Here is a 23524-nt window from a genome sequence, read left to right as displayed (position 1 = left end):
TGATTGAGGAGCCCTGTATCACGTTAGCAGCCGGCACAAAGGAGGCGAGGCTGCGTCAAAAAGACCATGCCTGTCGATCTTGTAATTGAGTTGTTAAAGGAGCATTTCGGGTGTGTCCTATGCAAAAGCATAGACAATTCCAAGCAACAGACTGGAAGTACTCGAAATGGCTGACCTGGAATGGGTGGACTTTTTCCCAATAGTTTTCTTGCCGTTCAAAATTATCGTACTGGGCATTGGCATGTACTACGCCATCAAGTGGCATCACGATCAGGCTAAGAAAGATAACGAGGCCAAAGGAAACTGAGCGCCGACAGGTGTCAACTTGCTTCAATCCACATTGGTTTGGAAGCAGAATGGACCTTCTTCAAACCCGCCTCGACGAAACGTAGGGGGCGATTTGCGTAGCAGGAGATCGAGCATAGACCTCGCCTCACGCACCTGGCCCAATAGATTATCCGCAAGCCATTATCCATGCATTTATTTGACCAGCCCCGCCCGTAACAAGGTGGGGCTGAACTAATTTCTCTCGACCGGGCGTCTCGGACGGTAAAGTCGAGGCACAGTTTGAGAAACGTAGCGGGTAAGCGCGGCTTGAAGCAGTGGCACGCAAGTCGTGAAGCTTACTTGCTCAGCGTTTGCGCGATAAGATCGAGACGCCATCTTCGCACTTATTGAATCGGATAATCCGTCAGCTGCCATCATGGTCGACGAACGGATCGTTTTTGCAGCTCTTCGCTTGAGCGCCCGTTAACAAAATATGTTTAGGGCAAGTGGTTGGCTGTCGATCGCTGCCTCTTGAATGGAGAGCTGCCGATTGTGGTGCTGAGCGATAGATAGGCTTGCAATAACTCATTTATGGCAATAATTATGAGTTATAGAGAGGGATTCTACAACTCATGGAATGGAACTGGCGAAACACTGATTGGCCAAACTTCAGGTGCGACACCGCAAGCCTGGTACCGCTGGAGCAGAAATTCCTGCAATCAGCCGGAGAGGTTATCGGTGCTGTCCGGCATTTGAACGAGGACGACAGCAACCAACTTCGCATTGAGTTGCTGAGCGACGAAGCGGTCAAGACCTCAGAGATTGAGGGGGAATTTCTGGACCGCGTGAGTGTCCAGTCGTCACTCCGCCGACAGTTCGGGCTAAACACTGATGATAGACAGATCCGCCCCCAAGAGCGGGGGATCGCCGAGATGATGGCAGATGTCTATCGAAGTTGGCATAGGCCGCTGCGTCATGAGGGACTGTTCCACTGGCATTCAATGCTGATGGCGGGAAACAAATATATTGAAACGGTTGGGGCTTACCGCACGCATGAAGACGCCATGCAGATCGTGTCAGGTCGATTGGACAAGCCCACCATCCACTTCGAGGCTCCCCCGTCGCGCCGGGTTGCCGCTGAGATGGAGACCTTCATCACATGGTTCAATCAATCAGGGCCAGATGGCCAATGCTCGCTTCAAGCTTTGACGCGTGCCGCAGTAGGCCATCTTTACTTTGAAAGCATACATCCGTTTGAGGATGGCAACGGCCGAATTGGACGCGCGCTCGCCGAGAAATCCCTAGCGCAAAACATAGGGCAGCCAAGCCTCATTTCACTCGCCTTCACAATCGAGAAACACCGGAAGGCCTATTACTCAGAGCTTGAGCGGCATCAGCGCACGCTCGATATCACCGACTGGGTCATTTTCTTTTCAGAAACTATCCTGGATGCTCAACGGGCGACGCTTGAGCGCATAGATTTCTTCATTCAGAAAGCAAAGTTATATCATCGTTTTCGGGGCCAGCTAAACGATCGGCAGGAAAAAGTAGTCGCGCGCATCTTCAAGGAAGGCACGGCAGGCTTCAAGCGGGGGCTAAGTGCCGAAAACTACATTTCGATCACAGACACCTCCCGCGCTACAGCAACACGCGACCTTCAGCAGCTCGTGGAGATTGGCGCACTGACGCGTACGGGTGAACGTAGGCATACCCGGTACTCGCTGTCATTGCAGAAATAAATTGCCGCTAGTCCAGTGAACTCAACCAAAGTCATTATCTACGTAACCGATTGTTCGATTCCGCTCTCATCAGGTTTTTCGGAAGGACGCCGGCCGGTAATATCCTTCTCACCGGAGATGCGCGGGGCGATCACATTCTCAACGGCCTCGAACAGAGCGGTGCTGTCGCGACAGGTGCCGCCCACCACCTTCGCCTTCTCAAGGTCTAGCACCACGGCAGCGATAGAAACGTCACGGAAAACTACTTCGAACGCCTGCCTGCTGACATCTATCTGCTCTCGGCGAACGGCAAACATGGAAATCCGGACCACGAGGTCCTGGCGGTGATCGTTGATGTCGCAAAGGCTGATCAACGCGAACCGCTCATAGTGGTCACTAACAAGGCGCCTTCGCTCGAATGGCTACGCCAGAATCGCTCTCCTTCGCAATTCGGTTATGAATTGGTCGTTCGAAAGCCAGCCAACCACGCTGTCGTGATCGATCTATTGCAGGTAACGTAGCCTGACGTGCCGCCTTAGAAATGGTCAGGGGCGACTGCCAGATATCGGTCATGGCTCATAATCGGGCTCAGATGCAGAGAATAGCAAGCGTAATCTCCGCATCGCTACCGCTCACTCATATCGACCGATAAAGCGAGTTACATTTGATGTTTCGTTCCCGTGCCTAGAAATTTTGTGGCGATGAGAAAATAAAAACAAAGGCGTCCTTGGTTCCGATCCTTTCAAGAGCTAAATCTAGCACTTGTTTTAGATTGCGTTTCCTCGGACAGGATTGATGATTTCGATCCCGTGAAAATCTCGTTCATTATCGGTGACAACAACGCAGCTATTGGATTGGGCGATGGCAGCCACAATCATGTCCAGCGCACTACGCGGGCGGCCGGTTGCCCTTCCTTGTGCCATCAGCTCTCCCCAAACGAGGGCTGCCTTCTCGTCAAACGAAAGGATGCGACCTGCGAAGAGTGACAGCGGCCCCTCCTTGCCTCCAACCAAGTTTCGAGAGCAGTTCGCTTTTTACCCTCCGGGTTCTCGAGTATTTCTCGGTGTATCGCGGCGATAGTGAGAGACGCGATGAACAAATCATCGTCAAATTGTTCAGCCATCCATGTCAACAATGACGCTGAAGGCTCTGGTTTCGTGATATTGCTGAGAATGTTGGTGTCGAGCAAATAGCGCATTACAAATCGATCTCGCGACCTTCTTCGCGTGAACGGGGTGTGTCGAGATTTGCTCCAACCAGTGGTGATCGGCGGAGTGCCGCGACAATCCCTCCTTTTTTCGGCGGCTCTCCAGCGAGAGTTTCGCTTACAAAGGCTCGTAAATTGGCTGCTTCCGGGCCATCTTCGGCCAATCGGCGCGCAAGTGATCTAATCAGGCTGCGATCACTATCGCGCCCGAGCACCTCAAAACGAGCGAGACCGCGGTCGCCCAGGCGGCTTCTATATTTCTGCATTGCGCGTGTCTGAGAGCTAGCCATCTGATCCTCCAGATATTTCCAGTAATAAAGCTGGATATCGAGGTTTCGACAAGTCGTCAGGAGGAATGATATTGGCGCAGCTAGAGTTTGATTAGAATATTGCGGTCGTCACTTCGTATCCCCTCAAGAGCTGCGGGAAGTGAGCAGCATCTGGCGTCGCCGCTCCAGTGCTCCGCCAAGTCGTTAGCCGTCATACCCAGAGAGGCGTCAGGCGGCAGACTAAAGGTTCCTCCGCCGCCCGGTCCACTGCCCAAAGGTCAGATAATACCAGCAGCGCGTGCCAATTCGACTGCATCTGGACCGGCAGGGAAGCGAAGCTGACCAGCGGTGTCCGCGACCGCGGCCCAGACCGCCTCGGCAACGTCGGTTTCCTTCGTTGTCAGTGCGGGCTTTGCGAAGGAGGCAAAGATTGGAGCTGCAAAATCGGCATAGGCTGGCGGGATCATGTCCTCGATGCGCACCGACGTGTTTTCGGTAAACCGCGTTGTGGGAGCGTAGCCTGGCTCGACCAGCTTGGTGCGAATACCAAAATAGCCGAGCTCGTGTGCCAATGATCCGGTGAAACCTTCAATCGCCTGCTTGCTGGCCTTGTAGGCTGTTGCAAGAGGCATGTCAGCCAAGGTGACGCTGGACGTCACGTTAATGATCGCGCCGGAACGGCGTTCGCGCATCTGCGGGATCACCGCTTGGGTCATGGCCATCAGGCCGAAGGTGTTGGTATCGAAGATCTTGCGAATATGCGACATGGACGTTGCTTCGAAAGCGCCGACAACGCCGATTCCGGCATTGTTGACCAGAACGTCGATCGGGCCGGCGGTCGCAACCGCGGCTGCGATGCTGTCAACGCTCGTGACATCCAGTGGCAGGATGCGAAGTGACGTCGAGCGCGGTAGGACATCCTCACGCGGCGTACGCATCGTGGCGATGACGTTCCAACCGTTTGCGAGGAAGTGACGAGCCGTCTCCAGGCCGTAGCCAGAGGAGCAGCCCGTAATTAGAATGGTTTTCATTGGAACCTCCAATTTGTTTTTAGGATGGTTCCTTCTAAATCTGAAAACCAAGACGAACCATAATCGATCGTCCTTTATGCGTTTTGTATCGTCCTAATCGCGCTGTTTGTTGGCTCTTCATTTCTTCTCTGAATTGGCGATGACCAAAGTGATCTAGGTCGCACCTGCCATCCGCGCAAATTCGCTCGGTGGACACCCGACCCTCTGACTGAACGCAGTGCTGAAGGCGCTGGCAGATTGGTAGCCCACCTTTTCGGCGACTTCCTCTAACGATCTCCGGCTATGTCGCAATGTGTCCTTGGCGATGGCCATCCGCCATCTGAGAAGGTACTCAACGGGTGCGAGGCCAACAGCCGCAGAGAATTTCCGGGCAAAGGCCGAACGCGACATTCCGGCTCGTTGTGCTAGCTCGGCGATCGTCCAGCCGCGGCGGACGTCTGAATGAATGTCGCTGATGGCCCGAGCAAGCTGGGGATCGGAAAGGCCACGCAACATTCCGGGGTTTGGAAGTGTCGAGGCTTCGCGCCGCAACGTTTCGATAAGCAGGACCTCCAAAAGCCGCGCCAAAATGAGGTCACTTCCAGCCCGGGAGTTGGCCGCTTCATCACGTATGTAAGCGATGAGGTTGCCGAGACGGGCTCCGATTCCCTCTTCAGCGCGGACATGGACAAGCGTGGGCAGCAGCTCTGATAACAAGTCGGCATTCGTTGGATCGCAGAGTATGCACCCGCCAATAATACGCGTCGGAGTTTCCGACCCAACCTGGCCGACCCTAATTTCTCCGTCGACCGTGTTGAGCGCCTTGAACTCTTCATCGGAGAATACGATCTCTTGGTCAGGCCGGCTGAAGAATGTGTCGGCTGTGGGATTTCCCGACAGGATAAAATCGCCAGTCTCCAGCGACGTTGTTTCGCCATGGCTGGCGCGAAACTGCGCCGAGCCTTCCATAATAAAATATAACATTGGACCAGATTGCGGCGGAACCTGAACTCCCCAATCTCCATATGCCACCATGCTGCCCATGAGGACTGTCTTAGGTCTTAGCAGTTGCACTACGTCGGTCAAAGCATCCATTCTGTACGATCCATAATTTAGAATACGATTTCATTATCAAATGGACTTTCTTGGTTGTCCATGGCCTAAGACAGCGGTGTTGTGAGAATGCCAGAAATCACCCACCATGGTGACGCGGTTTTCGACGGCAGTGCCAGTCCGCATAAGGCGGTACGGCGGAGGCATAGATTTCAGATGCGGGCCCGCTAGCCCCGGGCTGTCGGTCTCGGTTTCCGGCTTTGCTGTCGCCATGCTCAAACCTTCTGCGTCAACCCTTTTTACCGGTCTTGCGGGAGGCGAACGGCTTTCGCGCTGCTCGCTACAGCTGGTATGCCCATTTCCTGTTTGGGCGCTTGTAACAACCGAAATCAGGCAGATCTTGAAGCGGTTCTGGATGAAAGGTCTGCGAAGGCTGGCTGCTTCGGTATTGAAACTGCGGGGACGAGCGCAGTCGGCTCCGCAGTTGGTTCTGCTCTTCGACTATGTAAAGCTGACGCCTTGCCGCTTCCGGGACCGATCTAGCGGATCGTTTTCGCAAGCTCATCGTTTAGGCGATCGGCAGCCATCGGCACACAATAAACCGGCCTGCCGCGCTCGAACCGCCATCCCTCGGCAAGAAGGCCTGCATCCACTGCATCGAAGCCGAACTGGTCATAGAGCCTTGCGACGACCGCCTTGTCGGTAGAATTGTCGCCAGCCAGAGGGAGACCTCGACGTCCCGACGATCCAGCCGGCTGTCCATCCTTTTCAAGATCGTCCATGATGATGGCATTGAATGCCTTGACGATCCGCGATCGCGGCAGGTGGCGCGCGAGAATTTCGCTTGTCGTCGTCTCGCCTGAGTCCAGTTCTGGAATGTGGCCGTCTCGTTCGAAGTAGTAATTGTTCGTGTCGATCACCAGTTTGCCCTCAAGTGGCTCAACTGGGATAGACCGATAGGCTGCGAGTGGAATGGCGATGACGAGGAGTTCGCCAAAAGCGGCGGCCTCCTCGACCGTTCCTACTTGGCACCCCATGCTCCGGCTCAAGCTGAACAGGGTCTGAGGGCCGCGAGAATTGCTCAGCATGACAGAATGGCCCAAAGCAACAGCGAGCTTGCCGATGGCACGGCCAACCATGCCTGCCCCAATAATTCCAATTTTCATGATGTCTCTCCGATTAATTTCACAAACATGGGTTTAATTGAGTGCCACATTGAGATAAATCGCCAATTCAAGCAGGCATTCCCAACTGTAAGCGGGCAATCTTGGACAAACTTTCGAGCATGGCTGTTTTTGTCAAAGCCTCCGACCTGGGCTCTTTTGCCGCCACAGCTAAGGCCATGGGAATGTCACCCCAAATGGTCGCCAAACATGTTGTGTTCCTGGAGGACCGACTTGGGACGGCGTTGCTTCACCGTACGACGCGGCGACAAAGTCTGACCGACGTGGGAAGGGTCTTCTATGACCGCTGCAAGCAGCTGCTTTCAGACGTCGAGGCGGCTGAATCCGTTGCACTTGATATGCGTTCCCAGCCAAAAGGCGTGCTGCGGGTCAATGCTCCGGTGACCTTCGGTGCCTTTAGTCTGGCGCCGTTCGTGACGCGCTATCTCGATCGCTATCCGGACATGCGAATAGACCTTACTCTCAACGACCGTTTCGTTGATCCGTTGGAGGAGGGGTTCGAGGTGATGGTAAGGATCGGCGAGGTCGAAGACTCGTCGCTGATCGCGCTTCCTCTCGCTCCCTATCGGCTGATTGCATGTGCGTCTCCGGACTATCTTATCCGGCGCGGCACCCCTCGAATTCCACTGGATCTGGAGCAGCATGATTGCCTTGCCTATGGCGACGGGCCGTCCTCGACTCCCTGCCGCTGGCAGTTCACTCGCAGCGGCAAAAGCGAGGAGGTGCGCATCAGCGGTAGAATCCGTAGCAACGACTGGAAGGCCTTGTTGCATGCCTCGATCGCAGGCTATGGCATCACGTTGGGGCCGGAAAGTGTGCTGAACGCAGAAATCACTGCCGGGCGACTCGTCCAGGTGCTGCCCGACCACGAGGGTCCGTCTCGTCCAATGCACGTGATTTACCCCGTCGGGCGCCGGCCTACCGCCAAGGTACGAAGCTTCGTCGAAGCGCTGATCGATGAATTTGGGACGGACGTGCCCAAATAGGCGACGCAGGAGTTCTAACCAAGCGGAGTGAGTTCCGCGGAGGAAGTGTGAAAGACTCGCGGCGATCGAAGCCGATCAGCGCCGCATCGACGAGATCTCGGAAGGCCAGTGCGTTACAGGCTCACCGGATTTCGACACGATCGATGATCCATCGGGCTCACGCGACAGAATGATCAGCGCATCATTCGGAAGCGGACGGACAAGATGTTTTACCTCGTCCCACGGCGCCCGCATCCAGATGTCCGTGTCCTCTTTCTTCAGCAACAGAACCGGCATGGCTTTCTCATGGATCGGTTTCACGAGATCGTTGGGATCTGTGGTCAGAAAACCATAGAGATCGTCGGTCGTGAGGCCGTCCCTGACCTTCCGCACACTTTGCCAGCGCGGCACATGGATTCCCGCAAAAAACATCAGCGATTTCTCGTCATCGCGGGCAAACCAGGCATTGGGCACATTGCCGCCTTCCTGTTTGCTGGCCGGATCCGGCTCGGCAAAACTGGTGACAGGGACGAGGCAACGCTGCTCCATAGACGCCTTCGAGTTAAAGAAGGTCGGCGCGATTGACACCTGCCGCCACAACCTTCACCTGAAGGTCGTTGGGACGCACTTCAGGCATGGGTGCTTCGGCACGCCGTAGAACATCCGAGCTTCCGAATTCATCAAAGACGATCGCTTTCATCGCATGTTCCTCCCTTACTTCGAAAGCGCGCGCCGGGCGATGCTGGCAGCGAACAGTGGCGTTTCGCGGCTGTTGTGGTCACCACCTGCGGCCTGACGGGCGGCTGCAGCATCTTCGTAAGCGACCCCATGGTCTTCGATGAACTTCATGAACGCATCGGTTGGATGCGCTGTGACCTTGTTGGTGTAGCGCGTCCTGCCGTCATCGATTTTCTCAGCGATCAGTTCCCAGACGACATTGACCTGAGTTCTGCCACTGGCGGTGAAGACATCCGAGATCGAGTTCATCCGGCAATAGGTTGGTTCGGCGGCTTCGGCCACATAGTGCTGTACCACTAGGCCTGAGCCGATCTGCTCGACATTGATCGACATCCGACGGCCGTCGTCAGTCCAGGTGACGCCTGCGGCAATATGGTCAGGCGGGCAACAGCGAAGATATTCCGCTTCGGGTAGGTTGAAGAGCCAATCGGCAATGTCGATCTTTTCGAGCGGAATGTCGATCTCTGCGGAATAGGCGGATTGTGAGAGAATTGTATCAAGGATCTTGACCATAGGTGTGTTCCTTCTGTTTGGTGAGCAAAATTGCCCGTTGACGAGAAGGAATGTGCTCCTGATGACCTTGGATGATAACCAACTGAATGGTCGGAACGGTTTTGCGTCGTAGGCAAAGATGAGGGATCCACGCTTCGCTGAACATCTGGCGGTATACGTTGACGTCGTCCGCGCCGGCAGCTTTTCAGCTGCGTCCAGGCGTCGGGCTGTCACTCCCTCGGCTGTTGTGCGGCAGATCGATGCGCTCGAGCAGGATCTGGGGGTGCCTCTCCTTGTCCGCTCAACACGGGCACTGTCATTAACGGACGCGGGCCGTCACCTCTTCGAGCGTGCGCAGCGCCTGCTCGACGATCTGGCCGATACGCATGCCGAGGTGACGGCATTCGATAGTGAGGTCAGTGGCACTTTGCGTATCGCCTGCTTCCCGACCTTCGGAAAGCGGTATGTCATTCCTGTCTTGGCATCGCTTGCGTGGCAATATCCAGGCTTGCATGTTGAGCTGGACTTGACCGAACGACTGGCCGACCCGGTCGCGGAGCGACTTGATCTGGTGGTGAGAATGGGGGAACTGCCCGACAGCACGTTGATCGCAACCAAACTGGCACCCCTCGATCGGATACTCGTGGCAAGCCCGGCCTATGTTGAGCATCACGGCGTGCCGGAAAGCGAAGACGAGCTTCGCAATCATCGCCTTCTCGACAAGCTCCATGGCAACGATCTTCTTGAGTGGTCTAGCATTCTTGGCGCGCCGACCGGGGAAGCGTGTGAGCGCGTTGTATTCCGGTCCGATGATTTTGAAGCGCTGAACGGGGCTGCACTAGCGGGGATGGGTGTGGCGTTCCTGCCGAGCTGGGTATCGGGACCTTCGGTGAAGGTGGGTGATCTTGTACGCCTACCGTTATCGGGCGAAAGATGGAATGAAGCGGCCAACGGAATTTATCTTCTACGCGCGCTTCAGGTACCATCTGCCAAGGTCAAGGCATTCACACTAGCGCTGAAAGATCACATTGGGACGCCACCGCGCTGGAGCTGAGAGGCGTACAGGCGAGAAACGCTAATTCGCAGAGGTTTTTAGCCGACGCCGCGACCAATAACGGCAAATCGTTGCGTGCAAATCTGCTCAAGGCGATGGGAGGCCCGAAAGCGGCCTCCCATCGGAAGAAGTTTAACCAGACGAGCGTCGTCATTAGTCAACGGCGAAGTCGGTCGAGACCGAGACGGCGCGCCATTCGGAGAGAATGGCGTTGTCCTGTGCATGCTTCTTTTCGATCGCTGCGACGGTATCACTACCGAGCGGGAGGCGGACCGGCGGATTGGGGGCGTCAGCGAAGGCGATCAGGACCTCTGCCAGTTTTTGAGGGTTGCCCGGCTGGTTGTGGCTGAGTCCGGCCGCTATCGTGCGGACCTTGCCAGCGGTCGCTTCGTAGTCGCCAATGATATTGCCGCTCACCGACAAGGACGAACTGTCGAGGAAATCCGTGCGGAAATAACCCGGCTCGATGACGGTGACATGGATGCCAAGCGGCGCCAGTTCGTCATGCAGGGCTTCGCTCAGCCCCTCGACGGCGAATTTGGTCGAGGAGTAAACCCCGAAACCTGCTGCGCCGCGATAGCCGCCGATCGACGAGATATTCAGGATGCGGCCGGAACGGGCCCGGCGCATAAAGGGCAGGACGGCGCGGGTCACGTTGAGGAGACCAAAGACGTTGGTGCGGTATACAGCCTCGACCTCAGCCACGGTTGCTTCTTCGACGGCACCCATCAATCCGAACCCAGCATTGTTGAGCAGGATATCGATGCGGCCGAAGCGCTCGATCCCTGCTTTGACCGCTGTGGTTGCCTGTCTGTCGTCGGTCACATCGAGGACGACCGGAAGCAGGTTGGGATGCTCGCCGAACCGATCGGTGATCGCTTTGGGATTGCGGGCGGTAGCGACGACGGCGTCGCCCTGTGCAAGAGCGCGTGTGGTGACGAGGGCGCCAAAGCCGCGCGAGGCGCCGGTGATGAACCAGATTTTCATGAGGGTGTTCCTTGATGCTGGATTGATGGGGAAAGCGTTGGGCCGGGGGCTCAAGGGCGCGGCGATGTCATGGTGCAGAATGTCAATTCCATGTCGCGGGCCAGCAGCTCCGGAAAGCGCGCCATGACGGCTTTGGTGTAGGGCTGCTCAAAATGCGCATCGAGATCAGCGCGCGATCGCCAGTTCTCATAGAGAATCCAGACGCTGGGATCATGGTTGTCGCGGTGCAGGTGATAGTCGATCGATCCCCCCTCGGCGCGGGTCGGTAAGACCAGAGCCTGCAACGCTTCGCCAAGCGTCGCGGCACAGCCCGGCTTGGCCGTCAGCCTGGCAATCAAAGTCAACGTTTCGGTCATGTCAGTCTCCCTTGAAGGCGTCTGCGGGGTAAACGGCTTCCCACCCTGCGGTCGGGTCCGTCGCCAGCGTCCAGATTGTGTCGGCTGCCTCTCTCGCCTCTGTCGATCCGGGGCCGACGAGTGTGGCGATTGTCGCCACCGCGATGCGGATGCCGCGTTCGGCGAGAGGGCCGGCCAGACCTTCGACGACATTTCTAAGGGCCGCCTTGCCAAGGCCGAGACTGGCATAGCCGGCATGGGGTGAGACAGCGAGGCCGCCACCTGTGACCAGGATCGTACCGCCGCGGGCACCGAACAACTCAACGGATGCCCGGATTGTGTGAAGGCCGGCAGCGACATTGGTGGCGAGGTCGTCCGTGACCTCATCGTCGCGCATGCTGAACAGATCCTGTTCACGCACGAACGCGGCATTGAAAAGGACCGCCGTCAGCCCGCCGGACAGGCGGTCGCCCTCGGCGACCGCCTTGCGCAGTGCGACCGGGTCGGTCGCATCAGCTTGCAAAGTCGAGACGTGGAGACCTTGCCCGGAAAGGGTTCTGGACAGACCGGTGAGACGATCGGCATTGCGAGCGGTGAGCACGACATGCCAGCCTTCCCGCCCGAATTTCTCCGCAACGGCCTGCCCGATGCCGGGGCCGGCGCCGATAATCATGATGGAGTTCGTCATGGGATATTCTCCTGATGTGCTGGCCATCGCGATGCCGTGACGGCCAGCCGGGTGAGAAAGGGTCACGGCAGGACTTCCGCCAGCTCGATCAGATTGCCGAAGGGATCGCAGAAGAAGGCGAGGCGGCGGCTGATTGCCAAAAGCTCGAACGGCTCGGTCACGATGGTGACGCCGCGCGCCCGCAATTCCTCGACAGTGGCGTCGACGCTTGCGACATTCAGGCAGAAATGGTGGTAGCCGGCATATTTGAGGCTATCGCCGAGATCGGTATAAGGGCGGACCTCCGCCGGCGCCGGATCGCCGCCACCCAGGATTTCCACATAGAAATGGTCGTCAGTCGCGGGTGCGAGATAGGCCAATTGTTCGTCGGCGTAGTCCCATTCGGCAACGACACGGAAGTCGAGTTTCTCGACATACCAGCGCTTTGCGGTTTCGAGGTCCGGCGTGCGGACGGCAACGTGATGACCGCGCATGTCGGCAAAGGGTGATGCAGTGTTGTGGGCGGGAGGAATGAAGTCGGCCATTGTCCTATCTCCTGTGTGGTCCGGCACAAGCGCCGGTTTGCGAGGAGAAATCTGGACCTTTTCAACGATCAGGATTAGAGAGATAATCTTCCTCTCAATGATGAGTGAGATTTGACAATGCGCAGTACGGATCTCTCTGAACTCGCGGCCTTCGATGCGGTCGCCCGTCACCGCAACTTTCGCCGTGCCGGTGAAGAGCGCGGGGTGACGGCCTCGGCGATCAGCCATGCGGTGGGTAATCTCGAGGCACGCGTCGGCATTCGTCTGCTCAATCGAACGACCCGCAGCGTGTCGCTGACTGATGCCGGGGCAATGTTGCTTGCGCAACTGTCGCCCGCCTTCGGCGAGATCGGCTCGGCGCTCGATGCCCTCAACCAGTTTCGCGATACGCCTTTTGGCAAGGTTCGCATCAATGCGCCCAATTCGGTCGCACCGTTCGTATTCCGGTCAGTCATCGGTCCTCTGATTGCAGAAAATCCCGGGCTTCAGCTGGAAATCGTCGCTACCGACCGCCTTGTCGACATTGTGGAGGAGGGGTTCGATGCCGGCATCCGTCTTGGAGAAAGTCTGCGCGATGGCATGACCGCCGTGAAGATCAAACCGCGGCTTCGGTTTGCCGTCGTGGGCTCAACAAGCTATTTCGAACGTTATCCGCGCCCCAAAACCCCGGATGATTTGCGTCACCATGTCTGTATTCGCAATATCTATCCAAGCGGCAAACCCTACCCTTGGGAGTTCAGCCGCGCTGGCAAGATCATCGAATTCGAGCCGACCGGATCTCTGTCGCTCGATGACCATGAACTGATGGTCGAGGCGGCACTTTCGGGCGTGGGGCTGGCTTACGTCTGGGAAGAGCGCGCGCGTCCCTATGTCCAGAACGGCAGCATGATCGAATGCCTGGCATCCTGGAGTGCGCCCGAGGACTGGCTCTATCTCTATTACCCGACGCGAAAATACCTGTCGGCTGGCCTGCGCGCCGTCATCGATGCACTGCGTGTGTGAAGGGACTGGCGCACCGACGGTTCGATTCCTATCAAGAGCTTCACCGCTAAGTCGGTTTACTGAACCCAAACTCGTTTGATTGCGTCAAATGCAGCGACGATAGAAGGATCGCTCATACGCGCTTCCAGGCAGAGGAAACTTAAGGTCGTCGAGAGCTTCACATTATCAGCGATGACCAGTCCATGAGACTGCTGTTCATAAAGGGCAATCGATTCCCGGCAAAGGCTCAGCCCTATCCCTGTGCGTGTCATGGCAATCATTGACGCTTCCTGATCGACCTGGGCGACAATCTGTTGGCGAACGCCAAGATTGGTGAACAGCCGTGCCAGCATCCGGTTATGGACCGATGCGGGTGGCGTGCCGATCCAGGGGAGGGAGGCAAGCTGTAACCAGTTGGCCCCTCGAACAAAGTTGGCGAGCGATGGCGGAGCGACAACGCAATAGGTCAATTGCGCAAGTGCGCGAGAGTGGAAAAGCGACGCGGTACTCCCTCCAGTAATATCGGTCGGCGGGTCATAGTCCCTTGGATCACCAAGATAAAAACCGGCGTCGAGTTCGTTTCGCTTCAGCCTCTCCGGCACATCGCCGCTCATGCCATGACGCAGCGTTGTCTCGATACCTGGCCCGTTTTCGATAAGTGCTTTCAGAAACGCCCCTAATCGTGTGAACTCCGGATCGATGATCGTACCGATCCGCAATTTTCCCCGGACGCCGGTCGATAAACGCCCGGCTGTCTGGCCGAAGTCCGTCAGCGCCGCCAGCACTTGCTCGGCCTTTGCCGCCAACAGTGCACCTTCCTGTGTCAACTCCAAACCTGTCGAGGTCCGCCGGAACAGGGTTAGCCCGGTGTCAGCGGCCAAGCGTTTCAACTGAAGCGTCACCGCAGGCTGCGTAACGTGCAGGTGCTCGGCGGCGCGGGTGACGTTCCCTTCTCGCCCCACGGTAACGAACGCTCGCAATGTTCTCAGATCGATACCTTCCAGCATATTAATTTCACTTATAATGCTTGGTTGAATTTGTCATTGGATTTCACGAGCGAATGTTGGCTATGCCTGCATATAAAGCAGGGAGGAAGCATGGCATGCCACTGCAAAGTGTCCAGTCTTATAATTGTGTGGTGTTCCATCGCGATTGGAGGGTAACCCATTGAGGAATGGTGGTTCCGGCAATTTCCACGACGTTTTTGACTACATTATCGTCGGTGGTGGCTCTGCAGGCTGCCTGCTTGCCAATCGCCTCAGTCGTGACCCGTCAAAACGTGTCCTGTTGCTGGAAGCCGGCCGCAAGGACGACTACCCATGGATACATATCCCGGTCGGGTATCTTTATTGTATCGGCAACCCGCGCACAGACTGGCTGTACAAAACCGAACCGGACGCCGGACTGAACGGTCGTTCGCTACGCTATCCTCGCGGTAAGACGCTTGGTGGCTGCTCGTCGATCAACGGCATGATCTATATGCGTGGTCAGGCACGCGATTTTGACGGGTGGGCAACGGCAACCGGCGACGATGCCTGGTCTTGGCAAAATTGCCTGCCCGATTTCAAGGCGCATGAGGACCACTACCGGCTGGACCATGGCGCAGACCCGAAGACTGGTGGCAACAGCAGGTTTTCCGACATGCATGGCCATGGCGGCGAATGGCGCATCGAGAAGCAGCGGCTGAAATGGGATATCCTCGAATCCTTTGCAGAAGCCGCCATGGAAGCGGGCATTCCGCGTTCGGACGATTTCAACAGTGGCGACAATGAAGGCGTCGGCTATTTCGAGGTGAACCAGCGCTCGGGCTGGCGCTGGAACACGTCCAAGGCTTTCCTGCGCCCAGCGAAAAACCGCGCAAACCTAACGATCTGGACGCAATCTCATGTCGAGCGTTTGATCCTTGCGAACGAGGCATCTGGTCGCAAGCGGTGCATCGGTGTTATTGTTGAGCGTCAAGGGCAGCGCACGGAGGTTGGGGCGCGGGGAGAAGTCATTCTGTCGGCCGGCGCCATCGGCTCACCACAAATCCTGCAATTATCTGGCATCGGTCCAGCGGGATTGCTGAAGCGTTTCGGTATTGAGGTCAAACACGACCTGCCAGGTGTCGGAGAAAATCTTCAGGACCATCTGCAGATCCGTGCCGTCTTCAAGGTCGGTAATACGAAAACGCTGAATACGCTCGCCAACAGCGTCTTTGGTAAAGCGATGATAGGGCTCGAATATGCGTTGAAACGCAGTGGTCCGATGAGCATGTCGCCCTCGCAGCTGGGCGCCTTTACCCGTTCGGACGAACGCCAGGCCCACGCCAATCTGGAGTATCACGTCCAGCCCCTCAGCCTCGACGCCTTCGGCGAACCGTTGCACACTGTCCCCGCTTTCACAGCCAGCGTTTGCAACCTCAATCCATCGAGCGTGGGCAGCGTTCGTATTCGCTCCAATAAGGCGTCGGACGCGCCGGCGATTGCGCCGAACTATCTCAGCACGGACGAAGACCGCAGGATTGCTGCCGAAAGTCTGCGGCAAGTGCGCAAAATCGTGTCGCAGCCAGCATTGGCGAAATATAGGCCGGAGGAGTGGAAACCGGGCCCGCAGTTCCAAAGCGATGAGGAGCTGGCGCGGCTCGCGGGCGATATTGCCAATACCATCTTCCATCCGGTTGGTACGACGAAGATGGGCGGGGATGACGATCCTATGGCGGTTGTCGATAGTCGCCTCAAAGTTCGCGGAATCGCGGGACTGCGGGTCGTCGATGCGGGCATCATGCCGAAGATCACCAGTGGTAACACCAATGCGCCGACGCTGATGATCGCCGAAAAGGCAGCCGGCTGGATTGTTGCTGACGCACACGCATAGAAAACTATTGGGGGAGGTTACAGGATGACATCAATAGCACGTTCAACGCTTCCGCTTTCCGGCGTTCGAGTCGTTGATTTTGGGCAGTATATTGCTGGCCCGGCCGTGGCCATGATACTTGGCGATCTCGGCGCGACCGTCGTGCATATCGATCCCCCCAGCGGGCCGCTCTGGGACAATCCCGCCAACGCCATCCTCAACCGCAACAAGCTGATCGTCGCACTCGACCTCAAAACGGAGAAGGGTTTGCTTGAGGCGAAAGCGCTGGTGGCCGAGGCTGATATTGTGATCGAGAACTTCCGCCCCGGTGTGCTTGCCCGGCTCGGGATCGATTTTTCGACTTTGCGTAAATCGCGGCCTGAGCTGATCACCCTGTCTATCCCAGGTTTCGCCTCCGACGATGAACTCCCCCGGGACTGGCGAGCCTTCGAGACAGTGATCGCAGCCTCGTCGGGCGTCTTTACGGATATGGGCTTAAACCGCGTTCTTATGGGTATCAACCCGTCTTTCTCGCCGCTCCCACTCTCTTCCGCATATGGTACGATGCTTGCGGCCTCCGCGACGGTGTTGGCGCTTCAGGCGCGTGAGCGCACCGGCCACGGCGATCATATTGAGGTGCCGCTGGCAAGCGCCGTCATGGAGGGCCTGTCCTACAACTCCATTCTGATTGACGACTATCCGTTGCGTTATAAAACCCAGCGTGAGCGGGAAATCGAGCGTCGGCGCGGCGAGGACCCGCAAATGGACATGTCTTTTGACGACCTCCAGGAGTTTCTCGATCCCTTCTATCGCAGCTATAGGTGCGCCGACGGGCGGATGTCTACGTGGTCTGCCCCAGCCACAAGAACCATGCCAAACGCTGCCTGCAAGCGCTTGGCATTTACGACGAGCTCGTTGCTGAAGGACTGCGCGAGGAGGAAGACACCTATCTTCCAGTTTCGCAGTGGTCTTCGGACGTTTCGCTCGGTGTCTATCCGCTCCCAAAATTCTGGGCTGACAAAATCGCGGCTCGCATGAAGGATGTTTTCCTGACCAAAACGGCTTTTGAATGGGAACGTGTCTTCGGAGAAGGGCTGTTTCCGGGTGCGCCGCAACGCTGGCTGAAGGAATGGATCGCCGACGATCATGCCAAGGCTGCCGGCCTCATGATCGAAGTGGACGATCCGATCTTCGGCCGCATGACCCAGCCGGGGCCTATGGCCTGGCTGCAGGAGAGCGCCGAATCTATGTTAACGCCAAGCCCGAGACGTTGGGGAACGGCCAAGGAGGCGCTAGCACTGCTCGCCGGCATGCAGCACCCTTCCTTGCCGGTTGTAGCGAATGAGGCTCCCGGCGGCTGGCTGGACGGCGTCAAGGTTCTCGATCTGTGCAATGTGATCGCCGGTCCGCATTCGGTCGCCTATCTTGCCCGCTTCGGTGCAGAGGTCATCAAGATCGATCCGGCCAAGCCGCTCTATGACTGCTGGAACACCGTGATCTTCGGCATGTCCCACATGCGCGGCAAACAGTCCGTGCTGCTGAACATTGGTTCGCCCGATGGCCGCATCGTGTTCGAAGAACTGGTGCGCTCAGTCGATGTCGTTGTCTGGAACGCCACCGACCGTCAGGTCAAGGCGATGGGGCTCGATGCCGAAAGCCTGAAAGCGCTCAACCCCCAAGCGATCTTCTGCCAGCTCGATTGCTTCGGCGGCGTGCGCACCGGTCCGCGTACCGACTATCTCGGCTATGACGACCTCGTGCAGTCGGCAACCGGCATCATGTTACGTTTTGGCGGCTCCATGGACACGCCGGAGGAACACGCCCATGTCGGTACCATTGACGTCATGTGCGGTTTCGGCGCTGCGCTCGGCATTGCAGCGGCTTTGTATCAGAAATCCAGAACCGGGGTCATCGGCCGTCCGCGGACCTCGCTGTCAGCGCTTACCGGTCTCGCCCAGATACCCTTCTGCTATGACTATGCCAACCGAGGTCCCTTCGATGAGCCTTCCGGTCGCGAGACCAAGGGATATAACGCCCTGTCGCAGCTCTACGAAACGGCGTCGGGGGATCATATTCTCCTCTGTGCTTCGGAAGTTGATTTGCCACGCTTCGGCAGGGCGGAGGGGCTTGAGGCAATTGTCGAGATGGCCGCATCCGATCGCGAGGCCTATCTGGCGAAAGCCTTCATGACGGCACCTGCTGAAACCTGGCAACAGCGCCTGCAGAAAGCCGATATCGGCGTATCTCTCTGCGAGAACATCGAGGAGATCCGCAGCCGCAGCGCCCGCATTGCCGACGGCACGCCGGGGATCGACCGGGGCAGTTATTCATTCTCGGTTTTTCCAGACCATCCGAGCGGGCACACCGTCACTCAGCTCGACCCCTTCGCCATCCGTCCGGCAGTCGGCAAGGTGACGGCTATAACGCCAGCGGAGAAGTACGGCGCCTCCACGTGCGCCGTTCTCCGCGACCTGAACTACACCGATAACGAGATCGATCGGTTGATTGCATCCGGCACGATCAGCGAGAGTTGGAGCGCAGAGTATCTGCCGAGTTAGCAGGACACGGCAGCTTCGTGTTCTGAGGAGGATACCGAAGCCGCTCACGGCCCGTCCAAGTGCGCGATGGCATTAACGGGTTAGATATTCAACATGGCACCTTGGGAGGAAGTGCCATGAAAGAACTTTTTGCCTCGACATGACTTATACAAGCACTTTCGAGGCTGCCGGGGTGAAAGTGATCAATCCCCAATCCATAACCACAATCTTCATCTGGGCGCCGTATGATCATACCGCACCGTGATCTGCTTATCGTAGTGTGACCCGAAATAGCTTCGCTCATCCTTGTCCACGGCGCTAGTGAGATTGAAATACCAATAGTCGCGTTATTTGACCGTCACAGTCACGAACTACCCTTCCAAACGGAAGTCCGCCGCAAGTTAGGCACCCAACGTCCGCCGCATCAGCTCCGTGAACAACGTCCGGTAGCTGATGTCAGTCTCTCTCGGCCTTTTAACCTGGCTGCAATCCAACAAGAGTTCAGCTGTCGTTGGGTCGTAAACATTAAGGCGGAAGGAACTGATATGGAAGGCCGGAAAATGAAGGGAAAGCCCCCAAACCTGGATGTGGATTCCTCAAATGCTCCAGTCTCCAGATGGAAACACCGGCGCAACGGGAACCCTCATCCATTACGTCAACGTCACCCCGTTGCCTTCACCGAATGACCGGCCGCCCGCAATAGCGCCATCAGCACAGGCCCCAGCGAAAACTCACCTCGCTTGGCCCGATTGGTTAGGTCTCTGAGATACCCGCCGGCCGAATTGATGTGGCCGCCCCGCTCGAGAATGCAGGCGATCGTCACTGCTGCGTTCTCCGGACCCATCACCTCACAGGCCTCCTGATATGCGGACGGGCTCACCCCGAGCATCGATCTGACCACCACGGCGGCCGTCATGAGTTCTCGCCAGTTTCTGATCTGGCCTTCAGGACCGTAGTTTAAAATCTCGGGGCAGGCGCGCAAGACGAGACCAATCGGAAAAGCCTTAATCGGCACATGTTCGGCCTGCTTATTCTGGCTCGGCTTCGCCTCCTGCGCTTTTTCAGAGCTAGGTTCAAGTTCATTAAGGAGGTTGGTATTTGAATTCTGTAAGTGACGCTCATTTTGAGCATCATTGGTGGTCATTTCTGAAGAAAAATCATCGGAATTCAACTGGTTGATGATGTTCTGCCGCAAATTATCCATCTCGATGCCCAAATCTCTCAGTTCGTCGAGCGTCGGGTTTCGAGGAATTCGCCTGACAGCGGCCAGATATTGTTCTTCCAGCTCGTCCCAATCGCCTGCAGCTCCCTCTTCGACGGCCGCCGTAATCAGCTTGCGGATATCCCGCCGGCAGATCGTTAGGTTCTCCTTTGCCCTGCGGAACGCGATCCTATCGGCAGCCACCTGCTGGGCAAGGCATGCCAGTTCCTCGGCGCGCATCAAAAGCGGCGATATGTCAAAACCGAAGGCGTGCTCGATCGAGCCTTCACCATCCTTTCGGGCGTAGCGTTTGCCGTTTGCACTATCCTTGCGGATGATCAGCCCTGCATCGACAAGCAAGGCAAGATGACGCCGCAGGGTAGCGCCCGCAATGCCATGCGCACGAATTGACAGCTGGATGTTCGACGGGAAAACGATAAGCTGTGCGTCCTGGCGCAGCTCATTTTCAGGATAGAAACTCAGAAGCGCATCGAGCACTGCAAGGCTGCGATCCTGCAGACCAAGCACCTCTCGCGCCTCCGATGCGTCGCGGAAAACTTTCCATTTGTCTGCCGACTTGCCTTCCTTGATCCTGGTCGTGGCAATCTGCTGCTTCACAAGCGCAAGCGTTACCGACCGCCGCCCAAACGGCGTCGTCACTTGTCCACCTTCCATGTCCCTCGCCTCTTCAAAAAGGCAAAAGATTTACGCTCACCAAAACGGTGCCAAAGACTCTTGACTAGGATTCATGGAAATGCGATTCTCTAGCTCTCACACGACGAGAAGGGCTTCCATGACGGCAACGTTTCGGGGGCCTTTTTCTTTTGCGCGTTTTCCTTACTTAAAATGGTTCCGAAGTCTGTTTCTCAGCTTCAGTTCAAATCTTTGATCTTTCACGCGTGAACCGCTCAGCCAGTGATGGCAGCTGCGCCTCGATGAAACGCAGGAATTCTGCTCCGGCCGGTGTATCCGCAGAAATACGGATATCCCTGTTCGTGCGAGAAAAGCTGCCAAGTGGTTCGCCTGCGGCGCCGGCAATCATCTTGCCGGCCTTCGACGGTGCGGCAGGTTTCAGGGCGTTAAAGGCGGCAAGAAACTTTTGATCGGATCCAAGCCGTCTTTGCGTAGCGGCCGAAAGCACGCTGCGCAGTTCATCGTGCAGGTCAGGCTGTTCGGAGAAAGCCTTTGCAAACTCCACCCACCTTGGACGACCGACCTTGGCTGCCCGACCAATTGTCTCGACGATATCGAGCGGAAGGGCGCGATAAACCGCTCGCATTCGTGCAAGCTCGGGATCGTCGATAGACAATGCCGCCTTGATATCACGAGGCTTCACATCGGCATCATCCATACGGCGGGCAAACAGGGTGCGCTCGATCCAGGTCAGATCCTGGCGATCGGCATTTTCAATACCCTGCGCAATGACAAGCTCGACGTCGGAAATCTCGACTTCGATCGCCTTGACCGGAATTCCAAGATCGCGGGCTGCCTGAAGCCGGCGATGGCCGTAGATAACCTGATAGCGATCGGGCGATGCTGGTGACTTGCGGACCTGGATCGGGACCTTTTGCCCCTCGGACTTTATCGAGTTCCTGAAAGACTCGAAATCCGATGCATCGTCATCTGGAAGACGATCGGGAAAGGGAGAGGGATCGACCTTTGACGGGTCGAGCTCTCTGATCGCACCACCACCCGATTCAACAAGCGCCTTGAGGCGGTCGCGTTCCGATTTGATGTCGTCGATCGCCCTGTGCGCCGCACCGATCACGCCGGCACCGACACGTGCAGTTGGTGCAGGTTGCTGCGGGGAGACAGGAGCATCGGTCGCCAGCCGGTTTTCAAGTTCCGCCGACAGCAGGCCAAAATTTGCAACGATGGATTTACGCGATGACTTGTTGGTCATGTGCGTCCCCAGCTGGTGTTGATGAGTTTCACGACCGCTTCGTTGACGGCATCAACCGCCTCGCGTGCGCGTTTATGCGTGTCACGGCCGATCTGGCCCATTTCGAGTTCGTAAATCGAGCGCTTTGCAAGTCCTGCTGCCTCGACAGCAGTGCTTTCAATCAGCGTCGGAAGAAGCACATCCGTTCCGAAGAGATGGCGCATCAACGCAACGACCTGAGACTGTGGTGCGTCGTTGGGATCATGGCGGGTAATGAGATAGCGGATGAAATCTTGATCAAGCTGTGCTCCGCTCTCGTTGAGCACGCTTATCAGATCTCCCATCATTAGGAGAAACTGGCTCATGGATGCGACATCGAGCATCGCCGGGTGTACCGTGATAATCATGCTGGTCGCAGCATAAATCGCACTCAGCGTCAGAAACCCGAGAGACGGCGGAGTATCGAGAATGACGACGTCATAGTCCTGATCAACCTCGGCAAGAGCAAGCTTCAACCGTTCGAAGAAGATCGCTCCCGAGCCCGATTTCTGCGCCAGAACCCGCGGCGTTTCATGCTCATATTCCATCACTTCGAGGTTGCCGGGTATCAGATCGATCCCGTCGAAATAGGTCTTGCGGATGATATCGCGGATTGGCCGGCGCTCGGCGTCGTCGTAGCGAAGAGCAGCGTAGATCGTTTCGTTGGCACCAACGTCAAACTCAGGTTGCGCGCCGAACAGTGCAGAAAGTGATGCCTGCGGATCGAGATCAAGAGCAAGGACGCGGTAGCCCTGCAGCGCGAGATAATGCGCAAGATGGACGCAGGTCGTGGTCTTGGCACTGCCGCCCTTAAAGTTGGCGATCGCAACGACCTGGAGATGCTCGCCCTCGCGTCGGCGAGGAGAAAATCTCAGCGCTTCAGAAGGCTTCTGGGCGGCAAAGAGCTCGCGCAATTCATTGATCTGAGCAAGCGTATAGACACGATGGTTATTTTCCAGCCGGCCAGGGATCGGTCCACGGCCTTCGCTCGACATGAGTTTCAGCGTAGAATCGGGTATTGAGGTCAGCTTGGAGACTTCGTTGGTGAGGAACGGCCGCAGGCTTTTCTCCGACTTCGGAGGATACATGCGGGTGCGAAGGTCCTGCAACTGCTGAGACAGAAGACCCGCATGGCGCATGATCTTGGCGCCCGCGTCTTCCTTCTGACCGCTCGTCATTTCTGCGTGTTTTGCTATCGCCATATTTTCCTCTTGGCGGGCATTCGCCGGTTTGCCGACCATCGTCCGCCAAAGGTACAACATGATTCTGTTTCGCCGTCCAGTTATTTACGGTTAACCGGATATTGACATCCGTGGTTGACAGGGGAATAGAGGCGGCCATTTTATAAATTACAATCAGATACTTATAGAATGTTTCGGACATCCTGCCCCTGCGGCGGCAACTGCATTTTTGCTCGGCAATCAAGGTCATCAGCGTCGGTCGAAACGAGATTTTCACTGCAAAAAATCTACACCATGGCGAATCGAACGACATTCGATCTCAAGAGGCAACCACTCGGCCATACTAAAAGGGGCCGGCTGCGAGCCGATCTATCGGA

The 23524-nt window shown here is 56.8% G+C and carries 21 protein-coding genes and 3 pseudogenes; 7 read left to right on the top strand and 17 right to left on the bottom strand.

Features of this window, described 5'->3' with window-relative positions; genetic code table 11:
- Positions 1 to 166: 166 nt before the first annotated feature.
- Together ACQZ63_RS24285 and ACQZ63_RS24280 are read left to right on the top strand one after the other, a co-directional pair.
- Positions 167 to 307, top strand: coding sequence for a hypothetical protein (locus ACQZ63_RS24285; protein ID WP_003518781.1), 141 nt, complete (start codon positions 167 to 169; stop codon positions 305 to 307).
- A gap of 592 nt (positions 308 to 899) precedes the next feature.
- The gene (locus tag ACQZ63_RS24280) at positions 900 to 2006 is read left to right on the top strand and encodes a Fic family protein (RefSeq protein ID WP_025591805.1); all 1107 of its coding nucleotides are present in this window, start codon (positions 900 to 902) and stop codon (positions 2004 to 2006) included.
- A 38-nt stretch (positions 2007 to 2044) separates the two neighbouring features.
- On the opposite strand, the gene ACQZ63_RS24275 is transcribed toward ACQZ63_RS24280, so the two are convergent.
- The 6 genes and pseudogenes from ACQZ63_RS24275 to ACQZ63_RS24250 all read right to left on the bottom strand — a co-directional run bounded on the left by ACQZ63_RS24275 (position 2045) and on the right by ACQZ63_RS24250 (position 6690).
- Positions 2045 to 2359: a hypothetical protein gene (locus tag ACQZ63_RS24275; RefSeq protein ID WP_025591803.1), complete on the bottom strand. Its 315-nt coding sequence runs from the start codon at positions 2357 to 2359 to the stop codon at positions 2045 to 2047.
- A 393-nt stretch (positions 2360 to 2752) separates the two neighbouring features.
- A pseudogene (locus tag ACQZ63_RS24270) lies at positions 2753 to 3183 on the bottom strand (PIN domain-containing protein).
- Positions 3183 to 3482, bottom strand: coding sequence for a hypothetical protein (locus tag ACQZ63_RS24265; protein ID WP_080670375.1), 300 nt, complete (start codon positions 3480 to 3482; stop codon positions 3183 to 3185). The pseudogene ACQZ63_RS24270 and the gene ACQZ63_RS24265 overlap by 1 nt, the downstream one beginning before the upstream one ends.
- Positions 3483 to 3739: 257 nt before the next feature.
- Positions 3740 to 4492, bottom strand: a complete 753-nt coding sequence (locus tag ACQZ63_RS24260) for an SDR family oxidoreductase (protein ID WP_025591799.1) — start codon at positions 4490 to 4492, stop codon at positions 3740 to 3742.
- A gap of 153 nt (positions 4493 to 4645) precedes the next feature.
- Positions 4646 to 5566 (bottom strand): AraC family transcriptional regulator, encoded by a 921-nt coding sequence (locus ACQZ63_RS24255; protein ID WP_025591798.1) that lies wholly within the window; start codon positions 5564 to 5566, stop codon positions 4646 to 4648.
- Between the two features lie 497 nt (positions 5567 to 6063).
- Positions 6064 to 6690: an NADPH-dependent F420 reductase gene (locus tag ACQZ63_RS24250; RefSeq protein ID WP_025591795.1), complete on the bottom strand. Its 627-nt coding sequence runs from the start codon at positions 6688 to 6690 to the stop codon at positions 6064 to 6066.
- Between the two features lie 101 nt (positions 6691 to 6791).
- Here ACQZ63_RS24250 and ACQZ63_RS24245 point away from each other — a divergent pair, with 101 nt between their 5' ends.
- Entirely contained in the window at positions 6792 to 7694 is a 903-nt protein-coding gene (locus ACQZ63_RS24245; RefSeq protein ID WP_025591793.1) for a LysR family transcriptional regulator, read from the top strand.
- 75 nt (positions 7695 to 7769) lie between these two features.
- Here ACQZ63_RS24245 and ACQZ63_RS24240 read toward each other — a convergent pair.
- The 3 genes and pseudogenes from ACQZ63_RS24240 to ACQZ63_RS24230 form a co-directional block, all read right to left on the bottom strand.
- A pseudogene (locus ACQZ63_RS24240) lies at positions 7770 to 8222 on the bottom strand (SOS response-associated peptidase family protein); the annotation flags it as partial.
- Between the two features lie 13 nt (positions 8223 to 8235).
- On the bottom strand, positions 8236 to 8373 hold the full coding sequence (locus ACQZ63_RS24235; RefSeq protein ID WP_236776477.1) for a hypothetical protein: 138 nt from the start codon (positions 8371 to 8373) through the stop codon (positions 8236 to 8238).
- 14 nt (positions 8374 to 8387) lie between these two features.
- On the bottom strand, positions 8388 to 8924 hold the full coding sequence (locus ACQZ63_RS24230; RefSeq protein ID WP_025591791.1) for a hypothetical protein: 537 nt from the start codon (positions 8922 to 8924) through the stop codon (positions 8388 to 8390).
- 118 nt (positions 8925 to 9042) lie between these two features.
- Here ACQZ63_RS24230 and ACQZ63_RS24225 point away from each other — a divergent pair, with 118 nt between their 5' ends.
- The gene (locus ACQZ63_RS24225) at positions 9043 to 9957 is read left to right on the top strand and encodes a LysR family transcriptional regulator (protein WP_025591789.1); all 915 of its coding nucleotides are present in this window, start codon (positions 9043 to 9045) and stop codon (positions 9955 to 9957) included.
- A gap of 153 nt (positions 9958 to 10110) precedes the next feature.
- On the opposite strand, the gene ACQZ63_RS24220 is transcribed toward ACQZ63_RS24225, so the two are convergent.
- The 4 genes from ACQZ63_RS24220 to ACQZ63_RS24205 form a co-directional block, all read right to left on the bottom strand.
- Complete coding sequence (locus ACQZ63_RS24220; protein WP_003517066.1) at positions 10111 to 10944, bottom strand: oxidoreductase; 834 nt, start codon at positions 10942 to 10944, stop codon at positions 10111 to 10113.
- A gap of 50 nt (positions 10945 to 10994) precedes the next feature.
- On the bottom strand, positions 10995 to 11300 hold the full coding sequence (locus tag ACQZ63_RS24215) for a putative quinol monooxygenase (RefSeq protein ID WP_003517063.1): 306 nt from the start codon (positions 11298 to 11300) through the stop codon (positions 10995 to 10997).
- Between the two features lies 1 nt (position 11301).
- Positions 11302 to 11967, bottom strand: a complete 666-nt coding sequence (locus ACQZ63_RS24210; protein WP_111784016.1) for an SDR family NAD(P)-dependent oxidoreductase — start codon at positions 11965 to 11967, stop codon at positions 11302 to 11304.
- Between the two features lie 62 nt (positions 11968 to 12029).
- A complete protein-coding gene (locus ACQZ63_RS24205; RefSeq protein ID WP_013637024.1) occupies positions 12030 to 12491 on the bottom strand; it encodes a VOC family protein in 462 nt (153 codons plus the stop codon).
- Between the two features lie 117 nt (positions 12492 to 12608).
- Between ACQZ63_RS24205 and ACQZ63_RS24200 the strand changes: the two genes are divergently transcribed.
- Complete coding sequence (locus ACQZ63_RS24200) at positions 12609 to 13493, top strand: LysR family transcriptional regulator (protein WP_025591783.1); 885 nt, start codon at positions 12609 to 12611, stop codon at positions 13491 to 13493.
- Positions 13494 to 13549: 56 nt separating this feature from the next.
- Here ACQZ63_RS24200 and ACQZ63_RS24195 read toward each other — a convergent pair whose 3' ends face one another.
- The gene (locus tag ACQZ63_RS24195) at positions 13550 to 14479 is read right to left on the bottom strand and encodes a LysR family transcriptional regulator (RefSeq protein WP_025591781.1); all 930 of its coding nucleotides are present in this window, start codon (positions 14477 to 14479) and stop codon (positions 13550 to 13552) included.
- Positions 14480 to 14639: 160 nt separating this feature from the next.
- Between ACQZ63_RS24195 and ACQZ63_RS24190 the strand changes: the two genes are divergently transcribed.
- Both ACQZ63_RS24190 and ACQZ63_RS24185 read left to right on the top strand, forming a co-directional pair.
- Entirely contained in the window at positions 14640 to 16328 is a 1689-nt protein-coding gene (locus ACQZ63_RS24190; RefSeq protein ID WP_173998041.1) for a GMC family oxidoreductase, read from the top strand.
- 24 nt (positions 16329 to 16352) lie between these two features.
- Positions 16353 to 18865: pseudogene (locus ACQZ63_RS24185) on the top strand (CoA transferase).
- A 640-nt stretch (positions 18866 to 19505) separates the two neighbouring features.
- Here ACQZ63_RS24185 and repC read toward each other — a convergent pair.
- From repC to repA, 3 genes are all read right to left on the bottom strand, one after another.
- Positions 19506 to 20720 (bottom strand): plasmid replication protein RepC, encoded by a 1215-nt coding sequence (gene repC / locus ACQZ63_RS24180; RefSeq protein WP_173998038.1) that lies wholly within the window; start codon positions 20718 to 20720, stop codon positions 19506 to 19508.
- Positions 20721 to 20922: 202 nt separating this feature from the next.
- Complete coding sequence (gene repB / locus ACQZ63_RS24175) at positions 20923 to 21948, bottom strand: plasmid partitioning protein RepB (protein ID WP_173998036.1); 1026 nt, start codon at positions 21946 to 21948, stop codon at positions 20923 to 20925.
- Entirely contained in the window at positions 21945 to 23228 is a 1284-nt protein-coding gene (gene repA, locus ACQZ63_RS24170; protein WP_003518687.1) for a plasmid partitioning protein RepA, read from the bottom strand. The genes repB and repA overlap by 4 nt, the downstream gene beginning before the upstream one ends.
- Positions 23229 to 23524: the final 296 nt, after the last annotated feature.

The sequence above is a fragment of the Agrobacterium sp. CG160-95 genome (assembly GCF_053521725.1).
The sequence above is the reverse complement of the archived record's forward strand: the minus strand, read 5'-3'. Positions and strand labels throughout refer to the sequence as shown.

Coding starts and splice junctions, on each gene's coding strand:
- ACQZ63_RS24285 (WP_003518781.1), top strand. CDS start 167: ATGGCTGACCTGGAATGGGTGGACTTTTTCCCAATAGTTTTCTTGCCG.
- ACQZ63_RS24280 (WP_025591805.1), top strand. CDS start 900: ATGGAATGGAACTGGCGAAACACTGATTGGCCAAACTTCAGGTGCGAC.
- ACQZ63_RS24265 (WP_080670375.1), bottom strand. CDS start 3,482: ATGGCTAGCTCTCAGACACGCGCAATGCAGAAATATAGAAGCCGCCTG.
- ACQZ63_RS24260 (WP_025591799.1), bottom strand. CDS start 4,492: ATGAAAACCATTCTAATTACGGGCTGCTCCTCTGGCTACGGCCTGGAG.
- ACQZ63_RS24255 (WP_025591798.1), bottom strand. CDS start 5,566: ATGGATGCTTTGACCGACGTAGTGCAACTGCTAAGACCTAAGACAGTC.
- ACQZ63_RS24250 (WP_025591795.1), bottom strand. CDS start 6,690: ATGAAAATTGGAATTATTGGGGCAGGCATGGTTGGCCGTGCCATCGGC.
- ACQZ63_RS24235 (WP_236776477.1), bottom strand. CDS start 8,373: ATGAAAGCGATCGTCTTTGATGAATTCGGAAGCTCGGATGTTCTACGG.
- ACQZ63_RS24230 (WP_025591791.1), bottom strand. CDS start 8,924: ATGGTCAAGATCCTTGATACAATTCTCTCACAATCCGCCTATTCCGCA.
- ACQZ63_RS24225 (WP_025591789.1), top strand. CDS start 9,043: ATGAGGGATCCACGCTTCGCTGAACATCTGGCGGTATACGTTGACGTC.
- ACQZ63_RS24220 (WP_003517066.1), bottom strand. CDS start 10,944: ATGAAAATCTGGTTCATCACCGGCGCCTCGCGCGGCTTTGGCGCCCTC.
- ACQZ63_RS24215 (WP_003517063.1), bottom strand. CDS start 11,300: ATGACCGAAACGTTGACTTTGATTGCCAGGCTGACGGCCAAGCCGGGC.
- ACQZ63_RS24210 (WP_111784016.1), bottom strand. CDS start 11,967: ATGACGAACTCCATCATGATTATCGGCGCCGGCCCCGGCATCGGGCAG.
- ACQZ63_RS24205 (WP_013637024.1), bottom strand. CDS start 12,491: ATGGCCGACTTCATTCCTCCCGCCCACAACACTGCATCACCCTTTGCC.
- ACQZ63_RS24200 (WP_025591783.1), top strand. CDS start 12,609: ATGCGCAGTACGGATCTCTCTGAACTCGCGGCCTTCGATGCGGTCGCC.
- ACQZ63_RS24195 (WP_025591781.1), bottom strand. CDS start 14,479: ATGCTGGAAGGTATCGATCTGAGAACATTGCGAGCGTTCGTTACCGTG.
- repC (WP_173998038.1), bottom strand. CDS start 20,720: ATGGAAGGTGGACAAGTGACGACGCCGTTTGGGCGGCGGTCGGTAACG.
- repB (WP_173998036.1), bottom strand. CDS start 21,948: ATGACCAACAAGTCATCGCGTAAATCCATCGTTGCAAATTTTGGCCTG.
- repA (WP_003518687.1), bottom strand. CDS start 23,228: ATGTTGTACCTTTGGCGGACGATGGTCGGCAAACCGGCGAATGCCCGC.